Annotated in this window: 13 protein-coding genes and 1 pseudogene; 6 read left to right on the plus strand and 8 right to left on the minus strand. The window is 72.7% G+C overall.

Annotated features, from left to right (window positions below):
* Window positions 1-3: 3 nt before the first annotated feature.
* Window positions 4-396: a gamma-glutamylcyclotransferase gene (locus AD017_RS25175; protein ID WP_010228201.1), complete on the minus strand. Its 393-nt coding sequence runs from the start codon at window positions 394-396 to the stop codon at window positions 4-6.
* Window positions 397-592: 196 nt separating this feature from the next.
* Here AD017_RS25175 and AD017_RS25180 point away from each other — a divergent pair, with 196 nt between their 5' ends.
* The 5 genes from AD017_RS25180 to AD017_RS25200 all read left to right on the plus strand — a co-directional run bounded on the left by AD017_RS25180 (window position 593) and on the right by AD017_RS25200 (window position 6,073).
* A complete protein-coding gene (locus AD017_RS25180; RefSeq protein WP_060575763.1) occupies window positions 593-2,092 on the plus strand; it encodes an NCS1 family nucleobase:cation symporter-1 in 1,500 nt (499 codons plus the stop codon).
* Window positions 2,093-2,149: 57 nt separating this feature from the next.
* Window positions 2,150-2,875 (plus strand): aspartate/glutamate racemase family protein, encoded by a 726-nt coding sequence (locus AD017_RS25185; protein WP_010228205.1) that lies wholly within the window; start codon window positions 2,150-2,152, stop codon window positions 2,873-2,875.
* Window positions 2,876-2,910: 35 nt separating this feature from the next.
* Window positions 2,911-4,272, plus strand: coding sequence for an allantoinase AllB (allB, locus tag AD017_RS25190; RefSeq protein ID WP_060576606.1), 1,362 nt, complete (start codon window positions 2,911-2,913; stop codon window positions 4,270-4,272).
* A gap of 9 nt (window positions 4,273-4,281) precedes the next feature.
* Window positions 4,282-5,097 carry an IclR family transcriptional regulator gene (locus AD017_RS25195; protein WP_010228210.1) on the plus strand — a complete coding sequence of 272 codons (816 nt, stop codon included), beginning with the start codon at window positions 4,282-4,284 and terminating at the stop codon, window positions 5,095-5,097.
* 67 nt (window positions 5,098-5,164) lie between these two features.
* Window positions 5,165-6,073, plus strand: a complete 909-nt coding sequence (locus tag AD017_RS25200) for a DedA family protein (RefSeq protein ID WP_060575764.1) — start codon at window positions 5,165-5,167, stop codon at window positions 6,071-6,073.
* Between the two features lie 28 nt (window positions 6,074-6,101).
* On the opposite strand, the gene AD017_RS25205 is transcribed toward AD017_RS25200, so the two are convergent.
* Genes AD017_RS25205 through AD017_RS25230 form a run of 6 tightly spaced genes read right to left on the minus strand, consistent with a single transcriptional unit; the run spans window position 6,102 to window position 11,956 of the window.
* Complete coding sequence (locus AD017_RS25205) at window positions 6,102-6,707, minus strand: bifunctional 4-hydroxy-2-oxoglutarate aldolase/2-dehydro-3-deoxy-phosphogluconate aldolase (RefSeq protein ID WP_202968920.1); 606 nt, start codon at window positions 6,705-6,707, stop codon at window positions 6,102-6,104.
* A complete protein-coding gene (locus AD017_RS25210) occupies window positions 6,704-7,708 on the minus strand; it encodes a sugar kinase (RefSeq protein WP_227012580.1) in 1,005 nt (334 codons plus the stop codon). The genes AD017_RS25205 and AD017_RS25210 overlap by 4 nt, the downstream gene beginning before the upstream one ends.
* Window positions 7,698-8,852 (minus strand): ABC transporter ATP-binding protein, encoded by a 1,155-nt coding sequence (locus AD017_RS25215; protein WP_060575765.1) that lies wholly within the window; start codon window positions 8,850-8,852, stop codon window positions 7,698-7,700. Before AD017_RS25215 ends, AD017_RS25210 begins: the two co-directional genes overlap by 11 nt.
* 4 nt (window positions 8,853-8,856) lie before the next feature.
* Window positions 8,857-9,693 (minus strand): carbohydrate ABC transporter permease, encoded by an 837-nt coding sequence (locus AD017_RS25220; RefSeq protein ID WP_060575766.1) that lies wholly within the window; start codon window positions 9,691-9,693, stop codon window positions 8,857-8,859.
* Window positions 9,690-10,652: a carbohydrate ABC transporter permease gene (locus tag AD017_RS25225; RefSeq protein ID WP_060575767.1), complete on the minus strand. Its 963-nt coding sequence runs from the start codon at window positions 10,650-10,652 to the stop codon at window positions 9,690-9,692. Before AD017_RS25225 ends, AD017_RS25220 begins: the two co-directional genes overlap by 4 nt.
* Before the next feature lie 32 nt (window positions 10,653-10,684).
* A complete protein-coding gene (locus AD017_RS25230) occupies window positions 10,685-11,956 on the minus strand; it encodes an ABC transporter substrate-binding protein (protein WP_168170469.1) in 1,272 nt (423 codons plus the stop codon).
* 151 nt (window positions 11,957-12,107) lie between these two features.
* Between AD017_RS25230 and dgoD the strand changes: the two are divergent.
* A pseudogene (gene dgoD, locus AD017_RS25235) lies at window positions 12,108-13,253 on the plus strand (galactonate dehydratase).
* Window positions 13,254-13,306: 53 nt separating this feature from the next.
* Here dgoD and AD017_RS25240 read toward each other — a convergent pair.
* Entirely contained in the window at window positions 13,307-14,737 is a 1,431-nt protein-coding gene (locus AD017_RS25240) for a sulfatase (protein ID WP_060575769.1), read from the minus strand.
* Window positions 14,738-14,823 lie beyond the last annotated feature (86 nt).

The following is a 14,823-nucleotide window of genomic DNA, read 5'->3' on the forward strand; positions in this document are numbered from 1 at the left end:
GCGTCAGGCGGGGTCGGGCAGGCCCTTGTAGGCCCGCCACCCGCCGTGCGCGGTGATGTCGGTGAGCTCGTCGGCCTGCCGCTCCAGCACGCCGGGCCGCAGGCCGACGGCGAGGACGTCGCGGCCGTCGTCGAGCTCGACGACGGTCAGCTCCAGCTCCGGCGGCTCGTCCGGAAGGAAGTCGGTGCGGATCGCCGAGAGCGGGACGTCGTAGATCTCCCCGGCCAGCGGGACCCCGCCGGACGGGTCCTCGAGCAGTGCCGGGAACCCGTCGCGCACGGAGTACATCCGGTAGTGCGGCGCGGTGCGCACGGCCCCGAGGAAGGGGTGCGCGGACACGTTGTGGTGCAGCCGTCCGCCGCGCATCGCGTCGCCGGAACAGAAGAGAGCGGTCACCGAAGCCTCCGAGCAGATTTCACAATGCGGAAAGATGTTTCCGTAGTGCGGTGAGAATCGCAACACGGCCGGTCAAGGCTGTCAAGCGCCGCCGGTCGGCGGCGACCCCTTGACGGCGTCGTGACCGCCGCCATAGCGTGATTCCGCCAGACAAGAGAACGGTTCCGTATCGCGGAACCGGCGGAGAGGTGGCCCGATGACGCGCCCCGGTACGACCGGCACCTCCGCCGAGCAGGACGCCGTACCCGGTGATCTCAGCTCGCGGCTGTACAACCACGACCTCGCCCCGACCCGCGTCGAGGGCCGGTCGTGGAAGGCCTACAACATCTTCACGCTCTGGGCCGTCGACGTGCACAGCCTGGGCAACTACGGCTTCGCGCTCGGCCTGTTCGCGCTCGGTCTCGGCGCCTGGCAGATCATGGTGTCGCTGGGCATCGGGGCGCTGCTGCTGTTCGTCCTGCTGACGGTCGCCGGGTACATGGGCTGGCGGACCGGGCTGCCGTTCCCGGTGATGAGCCGGATCTCGTTCGGGGTCCGGGGCGCGCAGCTGCCGGCGATGGTCCGGGGCGTCGTCGCGATCGCCTGGTTCGGCATCCAGACCTACCTCGCCACCCAGGTGCTCACCGTGATGGTGCTGGCCGTCGCCCCCGGAGCCGGGGCGCTGGAGGAGGTCTCGTTCCTCGGCCTGTCCGCGCTCGGCTGGATCTGCTTCCTGGCGCTGTGGGTGATCCAGGTCGTCATCCTGCTGTACGGCATGGACGGCATCCGCCGCTACGAGGCGTTCGCCGGGCCGGTCGTGCTGGTCACCCTGGCCGCGCTGGCCGGCTGGATGCTCTGGCAGACCGGCGGCGACATCGCCTGGTCGGTGCCCGAGCCCCTCACCGGGGGCACCATGTGGGTGCAGATCCTCGCCGGTGCCGCTCTGTGGACGGCGATCTACGGGACGTTCGTCCTCAACTTCTGCGACTTCACCCGCAACTCCACCAGCACGTCGGCGATCCGCCGGGGCAGCTTCTGGGGGATCCTGCCGAACACGCTGTTCTTCGGGTTCGTGGTCGTCGTGCTGGCCGGTGGCCAGTTCCGGATCGACGGGCAGGTAATCTCCAGCCCCAGCGACGTCGTCGACACGATCCCGAACACGCCGCTGCTGCTGCTCGCCTCGGCCGCGCTGCTGGTCCTGACGGTCGCGGTGAACCTCATGGCCAACTTCGTCGCGCCCTGCTACGCGCTGTCCAACCTGATGCCGACGGTCCTGGACTTCCGCCGGGCCGGGATCGTCAGCGCCGTGCTCGGCCTGGTGATCCTGCCGTGGAACCTCTACGACAACCCGGTCGTGATCGTCTACTTCCTCGGCGTGCTGGGCGCGCTGCTCGGGCCGCTGTTCGGGATCGTGATGGCCGACTACTGGCTGGTGCGGCGCGGCCGGGTCGACGTGCCCGCGCTCTACTCGGAGGACCCGGACAGTGCCTACCACTACCGGAGCGGGGTCAACCTGCGCGCGGTCGCGGTCTTCGTCCCCTCGGCGGCCCTGGCCGTCGTGGCCGGGTTCGTCCCCGCGATGGAGGCCGTCGCACCGTTCTCCTGGTTCCTCGGCGCCGCGGTCGCCGCGATCGGAACGGTCCTGGTCGCCCCGCGCGGCGCGGACTACCGTGCCGTGTCCGGCGAGCACATCGCGGTGCGGTCCTCCGAGCACTGACCACACTGACCACACTGACCCCCGCCCTCCCGAGTTGCAACGGAAGGACTGCGCGACATGCGGATCCTCGTCGTCAACGTCAACACCACCGAGTCGGTCACCGAGGCGATCGCGGCGTCGGCGCGTGCCGTCGCGGCGCCCGGGACGGAGATCGTCGGGCTGACGCCGCGGTTCGGCGCCGAGTCCGTCGAGGGCAATCTGGAGAGCTACCTCGCCGCCGTCGGTGTCGCCGACGCCGTCGCCCGCTACCGCGAGCCGTTCGACGCGGTGATCCAGGCCGGCTACGGCGAGCACGGCCGCGAGGGTCTGCAGGAGATGCTCGACGTACCCGTCGTCGACATCACCGAGGCGGCCGCCGCCACCGCGATGTACCTGGGGCACCGCTACTCGGTGGTGACCACCCTGGACCGCACGGTCCCGCTCATCTCCGACCGCTTGCTGCTGGCCGGGCTGGACCGGCGGTGCGCGTCGGTCCGCGCGTCCGGGCTGGCGGTGCTCGAGCTGGAGGAGGACCCGGCCCGGGCGGTCGCGGCGATCGTCGCGCAGGCCCGCCGGGCGGTCGCCGAGGACGGCGCCGAGGTGATCTGCCTCGGGTGCGGCGGGATGGCCGGCCTGGAGGAGAAGGTCCGTGCCGAGACCGGCGTGCCGGTCGTCGACGGTGTCCCCGCCGCCGTCACCGTGGCGGAGTCGCTGGTCCGCCTGGGCCTGTCCACCTCGAAGTCCCGCACCTACGCGGCCCCGCGCACCAAGAAGATCACCGGATTCCCCCTGGAGGCATCGTGACGAGCTACGACCTGGTGGTCCGCGGGCAGCGGATCATGACGACGGCCGGGGAGCAGCCCCGGGAGGTCGGCGTCACCGGGGGGCGGATCGTCGCGATCGAGCCGCTGGGCAACGGCCTCGACGGCACCCGGGTGATCGAGCTCGCCGACGACGAGGTGCTGCTGCCCGGGCTCGTCGACACCCACGTGCACGTCAACGAGCCCGGCCGCACCGAGTGGGAGGGCTTCGCCTCGGCGACCCGGGCCGCCGCGGCCGGCGGGGTCACCACGATCGTCGACATGCCGCTGAACTCCATCCCGCCGACGGTCGACGTCGCGGCGCTGGAGGTGAAGCGCAAGGTCGCCGCCGACCAGGCCTTCGTCGACGTCGGGTTCTGGGGCGGCGCGGTGCCGGGCAACGCCGGTGACCTGCGCGGCCTGCACGACGAGGGCGTCTTCGGCTTCAAGTGCTTCCTGCTGCACTCCGGCGTCGACGAGTTCCCGCCGCTCGACGCGGACGAGATGGAGCGGGACATGGCCGAGCTGGCCACGTTCGACGCCGTCATGATCGTCCACGCCGAGGACTCGCGGGCGATCGAGAAGGCGCCCACCCCGCACGGTTCGGCGTACGCGTCGTTCCTGGCATCGCGGCCCCGTGGCGCGGAGAACCTCGCCATCGCCGAGGTGATCGAGCGGGCGCGGTGGACCGGGGCGCGGGCGCACGTGCTGCACGTGTCGTCGTCGGACGCGCTGCCGATGCTCGCGACCGCGCGCCGCGACGGCGTCCGGATCACCGCGGAGACCTGCCCGCACTACCTGACGCTGTTCGCCGAGGAGATCGCCGACGGCGCCACCACGCACAAGTGCTGCCCGCCGATCCGGGAGGCGTCGAACCGGGAGCTGCTCTGGGAGGGGCTGCTGGAGGGGACGATCGACTGCATCGTCTCCGACCACTCGCCCTCCACGGCGGAGCTGAAGCTGCTCGACTCCGGGGACTTCGGGCTGGCCTGGGGCGGGGTGTCGTCGCTGCAGCTGGGGCTGTCCCTGGTGTGGAGCGAGGCCCGGCGGCGCGGCATCGGGCTGGAGCAGGTCGTGCGGTGGATGGCGGCCAAGCCCGCCGAGCTGGTCGGGCTCACCTCCAAGGGGAAGGTCGCACTGGGCTACGACGCCGACCTCACCGTCTTCGCCCCGGACGCCGCGTTCGTCGTCGACCCGGCCCGGCTGCACCACAAGAACAAGGTCAGCGCCTACGCCGGCCGGTCGCTCGCCGGCGTGGTCCGCCGGACGATCCTGGCCGGTCACGACGTGGACACCGGAGCGGGCGCGGTGCCCCGGGGCCGGCTGCTGCGCCGCGGGTCGGTGGAGCAGGTCGTGGAGCGGGCCGCCGAGGTCCACGCCCCGGCGCCGGACGAGGGCTAGACTTCCGTCATGCGGAAGAACGTGTCCGACGACGACGTGGCGGCCGAGGTGGCCGGTGGCGTCCCCGCGCGCTCCGGGACCGTCCAGGCCGTCGAACGGGCCGTCGACCTGCTCGAGGCGATGGCCGACGCCGGCGGCACCGTGAGCCTGTCCCACCTCGCCGCCAGCTCCGGGCTGCCGCTGCCCACGATCCACCGGCTCGTCCGGACCCTGGCCGGGCGCGGCTACGTCCGGCAGCAGTCGTCGCGGGAGTACGCGCTCGGCCCCCGCCTCGTGCGGCTCGGGGACACCGCGGGCCGGCTGGTCGGCGTCTGGGCCCAGCCGCGGCTGGCGAGCCTGGTCGACGAGCTGGGGGAGAGCGCCAACCTGGCGATGCTGGAGGGCAACCAGGTCGTCTACGTGGCCCAGGAGCCCGGCCGGCACTCGATGCGGATGTTCACCGAGGTCGGGCGCCGCGTGTCGCCGCACTGCACCGCCGTCGGGAAGGCGCTGCTCGCCCGCATGCCGGCCGACCGGGCGCGGGAGATCCTGCGGCACACCGACTTCGTCCGGCACACCGACAACACCGTCACCGACATCGACCAGTTCGGCGCCGAGCTGGAGAAGGTCCGTGCGACCGGGTACGCGATCGACGAGGGCGAGCAGGAGCTCGGGGTGCGGTGCGTCGCCGTCGCGCTGGACGGGCCGTTGCCGGCCGCCGTCTCCATCTCGGGGCCGACGACCCGGATGACCGACACCCTGGTCGACTCCGCCGTCCCGAGGCTGAAGGCGGCCGCCGACGCACTGGTCGCCGAGCTCGCCCGGCAGGACGCCGCCGGCGCCTGACTTGACCGTGCCGTAACGGCATCGTGTCGACTGCTCCCACCGACGACGAGCGACGGGAGCAGGAGCGATGACCAGGATGGACGAGCACGCGGACGGCCGGGCACCGGGGACGAGCTGGCCGCGGCGCAGCGAGCGGGACGCCGCGCGGAGCACGACGGAGCCGATCCCGGTGGTCCCCGCGGCGGGTGTCGCCGCCCCGGCTCCGCCGGCACCGCGGAAGCGTTTCCGGTGGCGCAGCAAGGACTACTCGCCGGAGGAGCTGGCCGAGGCGAAGCAGGCATGGCGGGACGCCGTGCCGTGGGACCACCCGATGTCGCGGGGCGACAAGTTCCTGGTGTTCGCGACCTTCGGTGTCGTGCTGCTGATGATGGCGTCGATGCCGGTGCGGCCGTTCCTCCTGGCGTCGCACCCGATCGCCCTCAGCGCGGTCACCGGCAGCCTGTCGGCGATCGGTGCCGGTGCCGCGTTCGCCCGGATCGGTGAGGGCGCACTCTGGCTGGTGGTCGCCGCCGGCGTGTTCGGGATGATCAAGTTCGACTGGCTGTTCTGGCTGGCCGGCCGCCGGTGGGGCGAGAAGATCATCGAGCTGTGGGCGCCGGGCGACGTCGCGAAGCGGTTCGTGGCGCGGGTCCGGTCCTGGCCCGCGTGGGCGATGCCGCTGGTCGTGATGGCAGCGGCGCTGCCGGGGATCCCGGCACCCGCCGTGTTCGCGGTCGCCGGGCTGAGCGGTATGGGGCTGGTCCGGTTCCTGGTCTTCGACGCGATCGGCGCCGCGATGATCACCGGCCTCGTGGCGGGGCTGGGCTACGGGGTCGGACAGCACGCGGTCGACGTGGTCCTGATGATCGACGACTACGCCCTGTGGATCACCCTGGGACTGGTGGCCGTGGTGTCGGTGCGCGCGGGCTACCGCGGCTACAAGGAGGACCGGGAGAAGAAGGCCGCCCGCGCCGCGGCCGCTCCGGGGGAGGGCTGACCGGGCCCCGGCCGGCGGCGCCCGTCCGTCACCCCGTGCCCCCGACGACGGCCGCGAGCCGGCCCAGCTGGTCCGGGTCGTCCAGCGCCGACCCGACGGCGACCATCGACGCCCCGGCCGCGAGGTAGTCCGGCGCGCACCGGGCGTCCATCCCGCCGGTGGCGACGAACGAGACCTCGGGGAACGGCCCGCGGGCCATCCCCGTGAACCAGCGCAGGCCCAGCGCGTCGGCCGGGAACGCCTTCACCCACGTGCAGCCGAGCGCCACCGCGGCCTGGATCTCCGAGGCGGTGGCGACCCCGGGCAGGTGCGCGATGCCCCGCTCGGCACAGCCCGTCACGATCCGGGCGTCCAGGCCCGGGGCGACGCAGAACGGCACACCGAGCTGCTCGCACACGTCGACCTGCTCGGGGCGGGTGACGGTGCCCGCCCCCACCGGCAGGCCCCGCTCACGCCCCTCCGCCAGCACCGCCTCCAGCACGGGGACGGCGTCCGCCGACCCGATCGGGACCTCGACCAGCTCGATGCCGAGGTCCCAGGCGGTGCGGGCCAGGCGCAGGGTCTCGGTGAGCGGCAGGTTCCGCAGGATCGCCATCACCCGGTGGCCGGCGAACAGCTCCTCGGCAGGGTTCACAGCAGCGCCTCCAGCTCGTGCAGCCCGGTGCCGCGGCGGGCCGCCCAGTCGTCGGTGGTGCCCTCGGCGAGCCGGCGGATGCGGTCCGCCTCCGGCAGCGGGGGCAGGTCGCCGATGTGCCGCAACGCGAGCGCCGCCATGAGGTGGCCGAGCCGGGCCCGGCGGGCGGCGTCGTACCCGGCCAGGAGCCCGGCGAGGTACCCGGCCGCGAACGCGTCCCCGGCCCCGACCGGCTCGATCACGTCGACCTGCAGGGCCGGGACGAAGACCTCCGCGGTCCCGGTGAACACGGTCGCGCCCCGGTCGTCGTCCTTCACGACGACCTCGGGGACGCCCGGCAGCAGCGCGCGGACCGCTGCGGCGTCGGGGGTGTCCCACAGCCGCTCCGCCTCGTCCCGGCCGACGATCACGACGTCGGACGCGCGGGCCAGCTCCAGCAGCCGGGGCGCGGCCGAGGCCGCGGACCAGAGCCCCGGACGGTGGTTGACGTCGAAGCTGACCAGCGGGCCTGCGCCCGTCCGCCCCCGCACGATCCGCTCGAGGAGCGCGTCGCAGGACGCGGACAGGGCCGGGGTGATGCCGCTGAGATGGCACAGCCTGCGGTCGGGCAGCCGCAGTGCGGGCAGGTCGTCGGTGGACAGCGCCGAGGCGGCCGACCCGCGCCGGTAGTAGTAGACCGGGCTGCCGGGTACGGCGACGTCCTTGACGTAGAGCCCGGTGGGCAGCGCCGGGTCCGCCGGCGCCCGGTCCACCTGCACGCCGCGCTCCCGGAGCAGGTCGAGCACCCGCGTCCCGAACGGGTCCGCACCGATCCGGCCGAACCACTCGACGTCGGCGCCGAGGTGGGCCATGCCGACGGCGACGTTGGCCTCGGCGCCGGCGACCCGCACGTCCAGGTCGGGGGCGCTCGTCAACGGCCGGCCGCTGGACGTGGCCAGCTGGATCATCGTCTCGCCCACGCACAGCGTGGACGGGACCGGTGCGGCGTGCTCAGAGCTCAACCCGCACTCCCGTCTCCGGGGCGAACCAGCCGGCCCCGGTGGTGTCGAGGTGGACGTGGCACGGCGCGCCCGGGTCCAGCCGGACGTCGCCGGGCATCCGGGCCAGCAGCGGCTCCTCGGGCGCGGTGTCCCCGTCCAGCCGGAACCCGACGATCGTCTCCGCCCCCAGGTGCTCGACCGTGGTGACCCGCGCCGCGAGCCCGTCACCGGTGGGCCCCTCGGCGGGGTCCACCCGGATCCGCTCGGCCCGCACGCCCATCCGGATCGTCGTGCGGTCCTGCGCGGTGAGCGCGGCGGCCGCCCCGGTGGTGCCGGGGACGGCGACACCGCCCACCCGGAGCCGGCCGTCGTCCACCTCGGCGTCGACCAGGTTCATCGGCGGCGACCCGATGAACCGGGCCACGAACTCGTTGGCGGGGCGCTCGTAGATCTCGCGGGGCTCGCCGTACTGCTGGACGACGCCGTCGTTCAGCACGACGATCCGCGTGCCCATGGTCATCGCCTCGACCTGGTCGTGCGTGACGTAGACGAAGGTCTTCCCGACCCGCGCGTGCAGGGCGGAGATCTCGGCCCGCATCTGGGTGCGGAGCTTCGCGTCCAGGTTGCTCAGCGGCTCGTCGAGCAGGTACACGTCCGGCTCGCGGACCAGCGAGCGGGCCAGCGCGACCCGTTGCCGCTGCCCGCCGGACAGCGCCTTGGGCCTGCGGTCGAGGTAGCCGGTCAGCTCCAGGGTCGCCGCGACCTCCTCGATGCGGGCGCTGACCTCGGGGCTGCGCAGGATCGCGCGCCGGGCCAGCCCACCGAGCACGGGGACGTGGTGCCACCAGCGGGCCCGGTCCATGACGAGCGGGAACCCGATGTTGGCGCGCACCGTCATGTGCGGGTAGAGCGCGTAGCTCTGGAAGACGAAGGCGATGTTGCGCTGGCGCGGGGTCAGGTCGTTGACCACCCGGTCGTCGAACCGGATCTCGCCGGAGCTCAGCTCGGTGATCCCGGCGATCATCCGGAGCATCGTCGACTTCCCGCAGCCGGACGGGCCGAGCAGGACGAGGAAGTCCCGGTCCGGCACCTCGGCGTGGAAGTCCGCGATCACCGGGGTGTCCCCGAAGCTCTTCGAGACCTGGTCGAACACGATGGACGGCATCGGCTTATCCCTTCACCGACCCGGCCGTGAGGCCGGAGACGATCCTGCGCTGCATGAGCAGGAAGAACACGATCGCGGGCAGGGTGAACACCAGCGCCGCGCTGAACACGGTGTCGAGCGGGGTGAGGTACTCCCCGATGAAGGACGCGAGCCCGGTGGAGGCGGTCCAGCTGTCCCGCTCGGACATGAACGTCGTGGCGAACAGGTACTCGTTCCACCCGTCGAAGAACACGATCACCGCGGCGGCCGCCATCGACGGCGCGACCAGCGGGACGAGCATGATCTGCAGGATCCCCAGCGAACCCGCGCCGTCGACCCGGGCGGACTCCTCGATCTCGTAGGGCACGCCGTCCATCGCGGCCTTGAGCAGGAAGGTCGCCACCGGCATCGCGAACGCCGTGTTCGCCAGCACGAGCCCGAACAGCTCGTTGAGCAGCCCGAGCGCGGCGAACATCGAGTACAGCGGCACCACCAGCAGCGCCTCGGGCAGCATCTGGGTCGCGAAGAACCCGAAGCCCAGCAGCCCCTTGCCGGTGAACCGGTAGCGGGACAGGGCGTACGCGGTGAGCGTGGCCATCAGCAGGCTGAACAGCGTGGTGCCGAACGCGACGACGGCCGAGTTGCCCATCCACCGCAGGAACGGGGTGTCGGAGGTGAGGACCGAGAACACCTCGAGCGAGCGGGTGAAGTCCGGGAGGAGGGTCTGCCCGCCGCCGTAGAGCTGGTCGGTCGGGGTCATCGCGGTGTTGACGATCCAGTACAGCGGGAAGCCGGCGAGCACGGCCAGCGCCACGGCCAGCAGCGTCCGCACCCCGGCCCCGAGGTTGCGACGGCCGATCACGAGCCCGCCTCCTGCCGCGCGTTGCGCCGCTCGATCGCGGAGTAGACGGCGGTGACGACGACCGACAGGCTCAGGCCGACGACGCCGATCGCGGCGCCGAGGCCGAGCCGGCTGTTGTTGAACGCCTCCCGGTACAGCGAGACGACGACGGTGTTCGTGGCGTCCACCGGCCCGCCGCCGGTCAGCAGCCAGATGATCTCGAACCGCCGGAACGACCAGATCGTCATCAGCAGCCCGGCGATCTTCAGGGTGGGGGCCAGGAACGGCAGCACGACGAGGCGGAACGTGGCCAGCGCGTCGGCGCCGTCCACCCGGGTGGCCTCGTACAGCTCCTCCGGGACCGACTGCAGCGCGGCCAGCACCACGAGCATCACGAAGGGCGTGACCTTCCAGACCGTGGCGAGGAGGACCGAGACCATCCCGAAGTCCGGGTCGGTCAGCCAGCCGGCCTCGCCGATCCCGAGCGCCCGCAGGCCGGTGTTGGCGACACCGGCCGAGTCGTTGTAGATCCACCGGAAGACGAGCGCGACGGCGACCGTCGGGACGGCCCACGGCATCACGATCACGGCGCGGGCGAGCAGCCGGCCGGGGAACGCCCGGTTCAGCACGACCGCCGAGACGGTGCCGAGCACCAGCGCACCGGCCACGGTGGCGGCGGAGTAGACGAGGGTGGTGAGCACCGAGCGGAGCAGCGCGCTGCCGGAGAACAGCTGCGCGTAGTTCTCCAGGCCGACGAACGAGCCGCCGTTCGGGCGCAGCAGCCGGGTGTCGGTGACGCTCAGGCCGATGCCCCACAGCAGCGGGATCCCGGCGAAGACCAGCAGGAAGACCGCGCCGAGGCCGGCGTAGGCGTACGGCGCGAGGACGCGGCGCGGCCGGCGCCGCGCCGGTGCGGCCGTCGCCGGTGGGGCCGGGCGGGACGCGGTGGCCGCGCCCGGCGGAGCTGCGGGACCGGGCATCGTTGCTCCAGACGTGTCGGGCTGGGTGGGGCTCACCGCAGCTGCTCGGCGTCCTGCTGGGCCTCGGCCAGGGCCTCGGCGGCGCTCACGTCGGAGGTGAGCACCTGCTGGACACGGGTCAGGACGATGTTGCGGATCTGCGGGGTCTCGGTCTCGAACCCGGGGACGACGAGGCTCTGCGAGTCCTCGAGCTGGGTGTAGAACGAGTCCACCCACCGGTTCGCGGCGACCTTCGCGGCGGGCGGCGCGACGGTCGTGCCGTTGCCGGCCGGGAACTGGGCGTCGGCGAGGCCGCGCTGCGGGCCCTCGGTGTACATCCAGTGCAGGAAGTCCTTGGCCAGCGCCTGGTTCGGTGAGTTCGCGTTGATCGCGATCACGTTGGACTGGGCGCCGGACGATCCGCTGGGGAAGGGGAGGACCGCGGAGCCGACGTCGGCCGGGGTCAGCGCGGAGCTGTTGGCCAGCGCGCTGCTCACCACGGTCGCGTTGTCCAGCACGAACGCGACCTCACCGGCGCCGAACTTGCTCCGGAACGTGGAGGCGTCGTCGCCGACGGCGAAGGCCCCGGAGGAGTAGATCCGGGCGAACGCCTCCACGGCGGCGACGTTCTGCGGGCTGTCGATCGTGAGGCGGCCGTCGGTGGACCAGCCGCCGCCGTACCCGTAGACCCAGCTGGCGAAGTCGTCCCACCAGGCGTCCTCCTCGTTGAGCTGGTGCCGGGTGGCGAAGCCGATCTTCCCGGTGCGCTCGTGCACCCGGGTCGCCGCGGCGAGCAGCTCGTCGAACGTGCGCGGCGGCGCGGTGACACCGGCCTCGTCGAGGAGGCGCTGGTTCCAGAACAGCGCGTACGGGGCGACACCCCAGACGAGGCCGAGCCGGGACCCGTCGACGCGCAGCTCGGCGTTGTTCGGCCGGAGCGTGGCCTCCTGCCCGGGATCGAGGACGTCGTCGAGCGGGACCAGCACGTCGGCGTCGGCCATCGTGTGGAAGAACGGCGCCGGGCTGGCCAGGAGGTCCGGCCCGCCGCCGGAGCCGATCTGGGTGCTGATCGTCTTCTCGTAGTCGGCGCGCGTGATCGCGACCGGTTCGATCCGGGCGGCGGGATTGGCCTTGTTGTAGGCCTCGACGGCCTCGAGGATCTTCTCGCCGCGGCCGGGTTCGTTCCACTGCCAGTTGGCGAACGTCAGCGTCCCGCCCGCCTCCGGTGGGGCACCGGGCCCACCTGCGGGTGCGGAGCCGCACCCGGCGAGCAGGAACGACGCCACCGCCATCGCGACGAGGGCCACCCCGTGTCGACGCACCACTACCCCTCCTTGGGTTCCGTGCCGGGACACGCCGGTGTGCATCGAGTGATTGCAAATAATGCAATCGTTTGTGCAATATCCGGAGTGCGACTTACCCTAACCAGGCCCGGCGGCGTGTCAACCCGCATCCACAGGCGACGAAGGAGTCCTGGTGAAGATCGCTCGTGTCGAGACGTTCCTGGTCCCGCCGCGCTGGCTGTTCCTGCGCATCGAGACCGACGACGGCCTCGTCGGCTGGGGCGAGCCGGTCGTCGAGGGGAGCGCGGAGACCGTCCGTGCCGCGGTCGGCCAGCTGGCAGAGCTGCTGCACGGGGCCGACCCGTCACGCATCGAGGACCTGTAGCAGACGATGACCCGCGGCACCTTCTACCGGGGCGGTCCGGTGTTCGCCAGTGCCGTGGCGGGGGTCGACCAGGCGCTGTGGGACATCGCGGGCAAGCGGTTCGGGGTGCCGGTGCACACGCTGCTCGGCGGGCACGTCCGTGACCGGATCCGGATCTACGGCTGGATCGGCGGTGACGAGCCCACCGAGGTGGCCGACGCCGTCGCGGCCCGTGTGGAGTCCGGCCTGACGGCGGTGAAGATGAACGCGAGCGGCCGGATCGGGCCGCTCGCGACGCACCGGGAGCTGGACGGTGTGACCGAGCGGGTCGCCGCGGCCCGCGAGGTCCTCGGGCCGGACCGCGACGTCGCCGTCGACTTCCACGGCCGGGTCGGTGCGGCCGACGCGCGACGGCTGCTCGCCGCACTGGAGCCGCTGCGGCCGCTGTTCGTCGAGGAGCCGGTCGTCCCGGAGAACGGGCACCTGCTGCCGCGGATCGTCGAGTCCAGCTCGGTGCCGATCGCCACCGGCGAGCGGTTGTACTCCCGGCAGGACTTCCTCCCCGTGCTCGACGCGGGGGTCGCGGTACTGCAGCCGGACCTCTCGCACGCCGGCGGCATCTCGGAGGTGCGCCGGATCGCCGCGCTCGCCGAGGCCCACGGTGCGCACATCGCCCCGCACTGCCCGCTCGGGCCGATCGCGCTGGCCGCCAGCCTGCAGGTGGGCTTCGCCGCGCCGAACCACCTGATCCAGGAGCAGAGCATCGGCATCCACTACAACGACGACGGCGAGGTGCTCGACTACGTGACCGACCCGTCGGTCCTGGAGTTCGGCTCGGGCTGGATCGAGCGGCTCACCGGGCCCGGGCTCGGGGTGGAGATCGACGAGGCCGCCGTCCGGGACGCGGACCGGCGCGGGCACGCCTGGCGCAGCCCGACCTGGCGCTACCCGGACGGCTCGCTCGCCGAGTGGTGACCGCCCCCGGCGGGGCCCGGGTGCGGCCGGGACCCGCCGGGGTGTCCACGTCGTCAGCGGAAGGCGGCCTTCCACGGGGCCGTGGTGAGCGCGCTCTGTGCGCGCCACCGCGAGATCACCCCGAGCAGCTCGCGGCGGACCTCGTCGTACGCGGGGTCGTACCAGAGGTCGTGCTCCTCCTGCGGGTCGCGCTCGAGGTCGAAGAGCTGCCCGCGGTCGTCGTCGACGAGCTCGACCAGCTTGTACCGGTCGTCGCGGACCATCGTCATCAGTGCGGTCCCGGTGAGCACCTTGTCCCGGGCGTGCTCGGAGAACGCGTGCTCGCGGCCCGGCCACTCCTCGCCGTGCAGCGCCGGCAGCAGCGACCGGGCCTCCATCCACTCCGGAGGCTCGACGCCCGCCAGCTCCAGCACCGTCGGGCCGACGTCCATCAGCGAGGTCAGTCCGTCGATCCGCCGGTCGGCGGCGACCCGTCCCGGGCCCCAGACGATCAGCGGCACCCGGACGCTGGGCTCGTACATCGTCCACTTCTGGATGTGCCCGTGGTCGTTCAGGCAGTCGCCGTGGTCCGAGGCGAACACGATGACCGTGTCGTCGAGCACCCCGCGCCGGCGCAGCGCCTCCACGATGCCCGCGACCTGGTCGTCGATCATGGACACGTTGGCCATGTAGTGCCGGCGCTGGCGGTCGATCTGCTCGTCGTCCGGGTCGGCCAGGTGGACGACCGAGTCGTGGTCGGTCTCCTCGTTGTGCCGGCGCAGCTCCTGCAGCGCGGCCGGCTGCGCGGCGAGGTCGTCCGCGGTGCGGACGGCGGGCGGCATGGGCACGCCGTCGTAGCGCTCCAGTGCCTCCGCGGTCGGGTCGTACGGCGGGTGCGGTCCCGGGAACCCCACCTGCAGGAAGAACGGTCCGTCGCCGGTCCAGCGGTCCAGCCACATCTCGGCGAGCCCGCCGACGAACGTGTCGGAGTGCAGGTCGTCGGGGGCCTCCCAGACGAAGGCGCCCATCCGCTCCCGGTAGTCGGGCCGCTCGCGGTAGACGCCGCGGCCCGGCTTGGTCACCCCGCGGGTCCAGAACGCCTTGTCCCACTGGTCGAGGTAGTGCGGGTTGGTGAGCGGGAAGCGGTCCTTGTTCTCGACGACGTGCCGCTCGTGGAACCCGGCGGACGTCTCGTAGGGGTAGGTGTGCATCTTGCCGACGTTCACGCACCGGTACCCGGCGTCCGCCAGCTGCTCGACCCAGCTGTGGTGCCAGGGGTCCTCGTTGCGCAGCACCCCGGTGGAGTGCGGGTACATGCCCATGAACAGGCTCGCCCGCGACGGGGCGCACGACGGCGCCGTCACGTAGGTGCGTGTGAAGGCCGTGCCCTCGGCGACCAGCCGGTCCAGGGTGGGGGTCCGCGCGTGCTCGTGGCCGAGCGCGCCCACCGTGTCGAACCGCTGCTGGTCGGTGATGACGAAGACGATGTTGGGTGGGCCGGCCACGACACTCCTCCGGGTGGTTGCAATAATTGCAATCGCTGTTGAGAATGATGCAGCCGGAGCCTAGCCGCTCCCGTCAAGCCGCTCCG

Source organism: Pseudonocardia sp. EC080619-01, from assembly GCF_001420995.1.
GTDB lineage: Bacteria > Actinomycetota > Actinomycetes > Mycobacteriales > Pseudonocardiaceae > Pseudonocardia.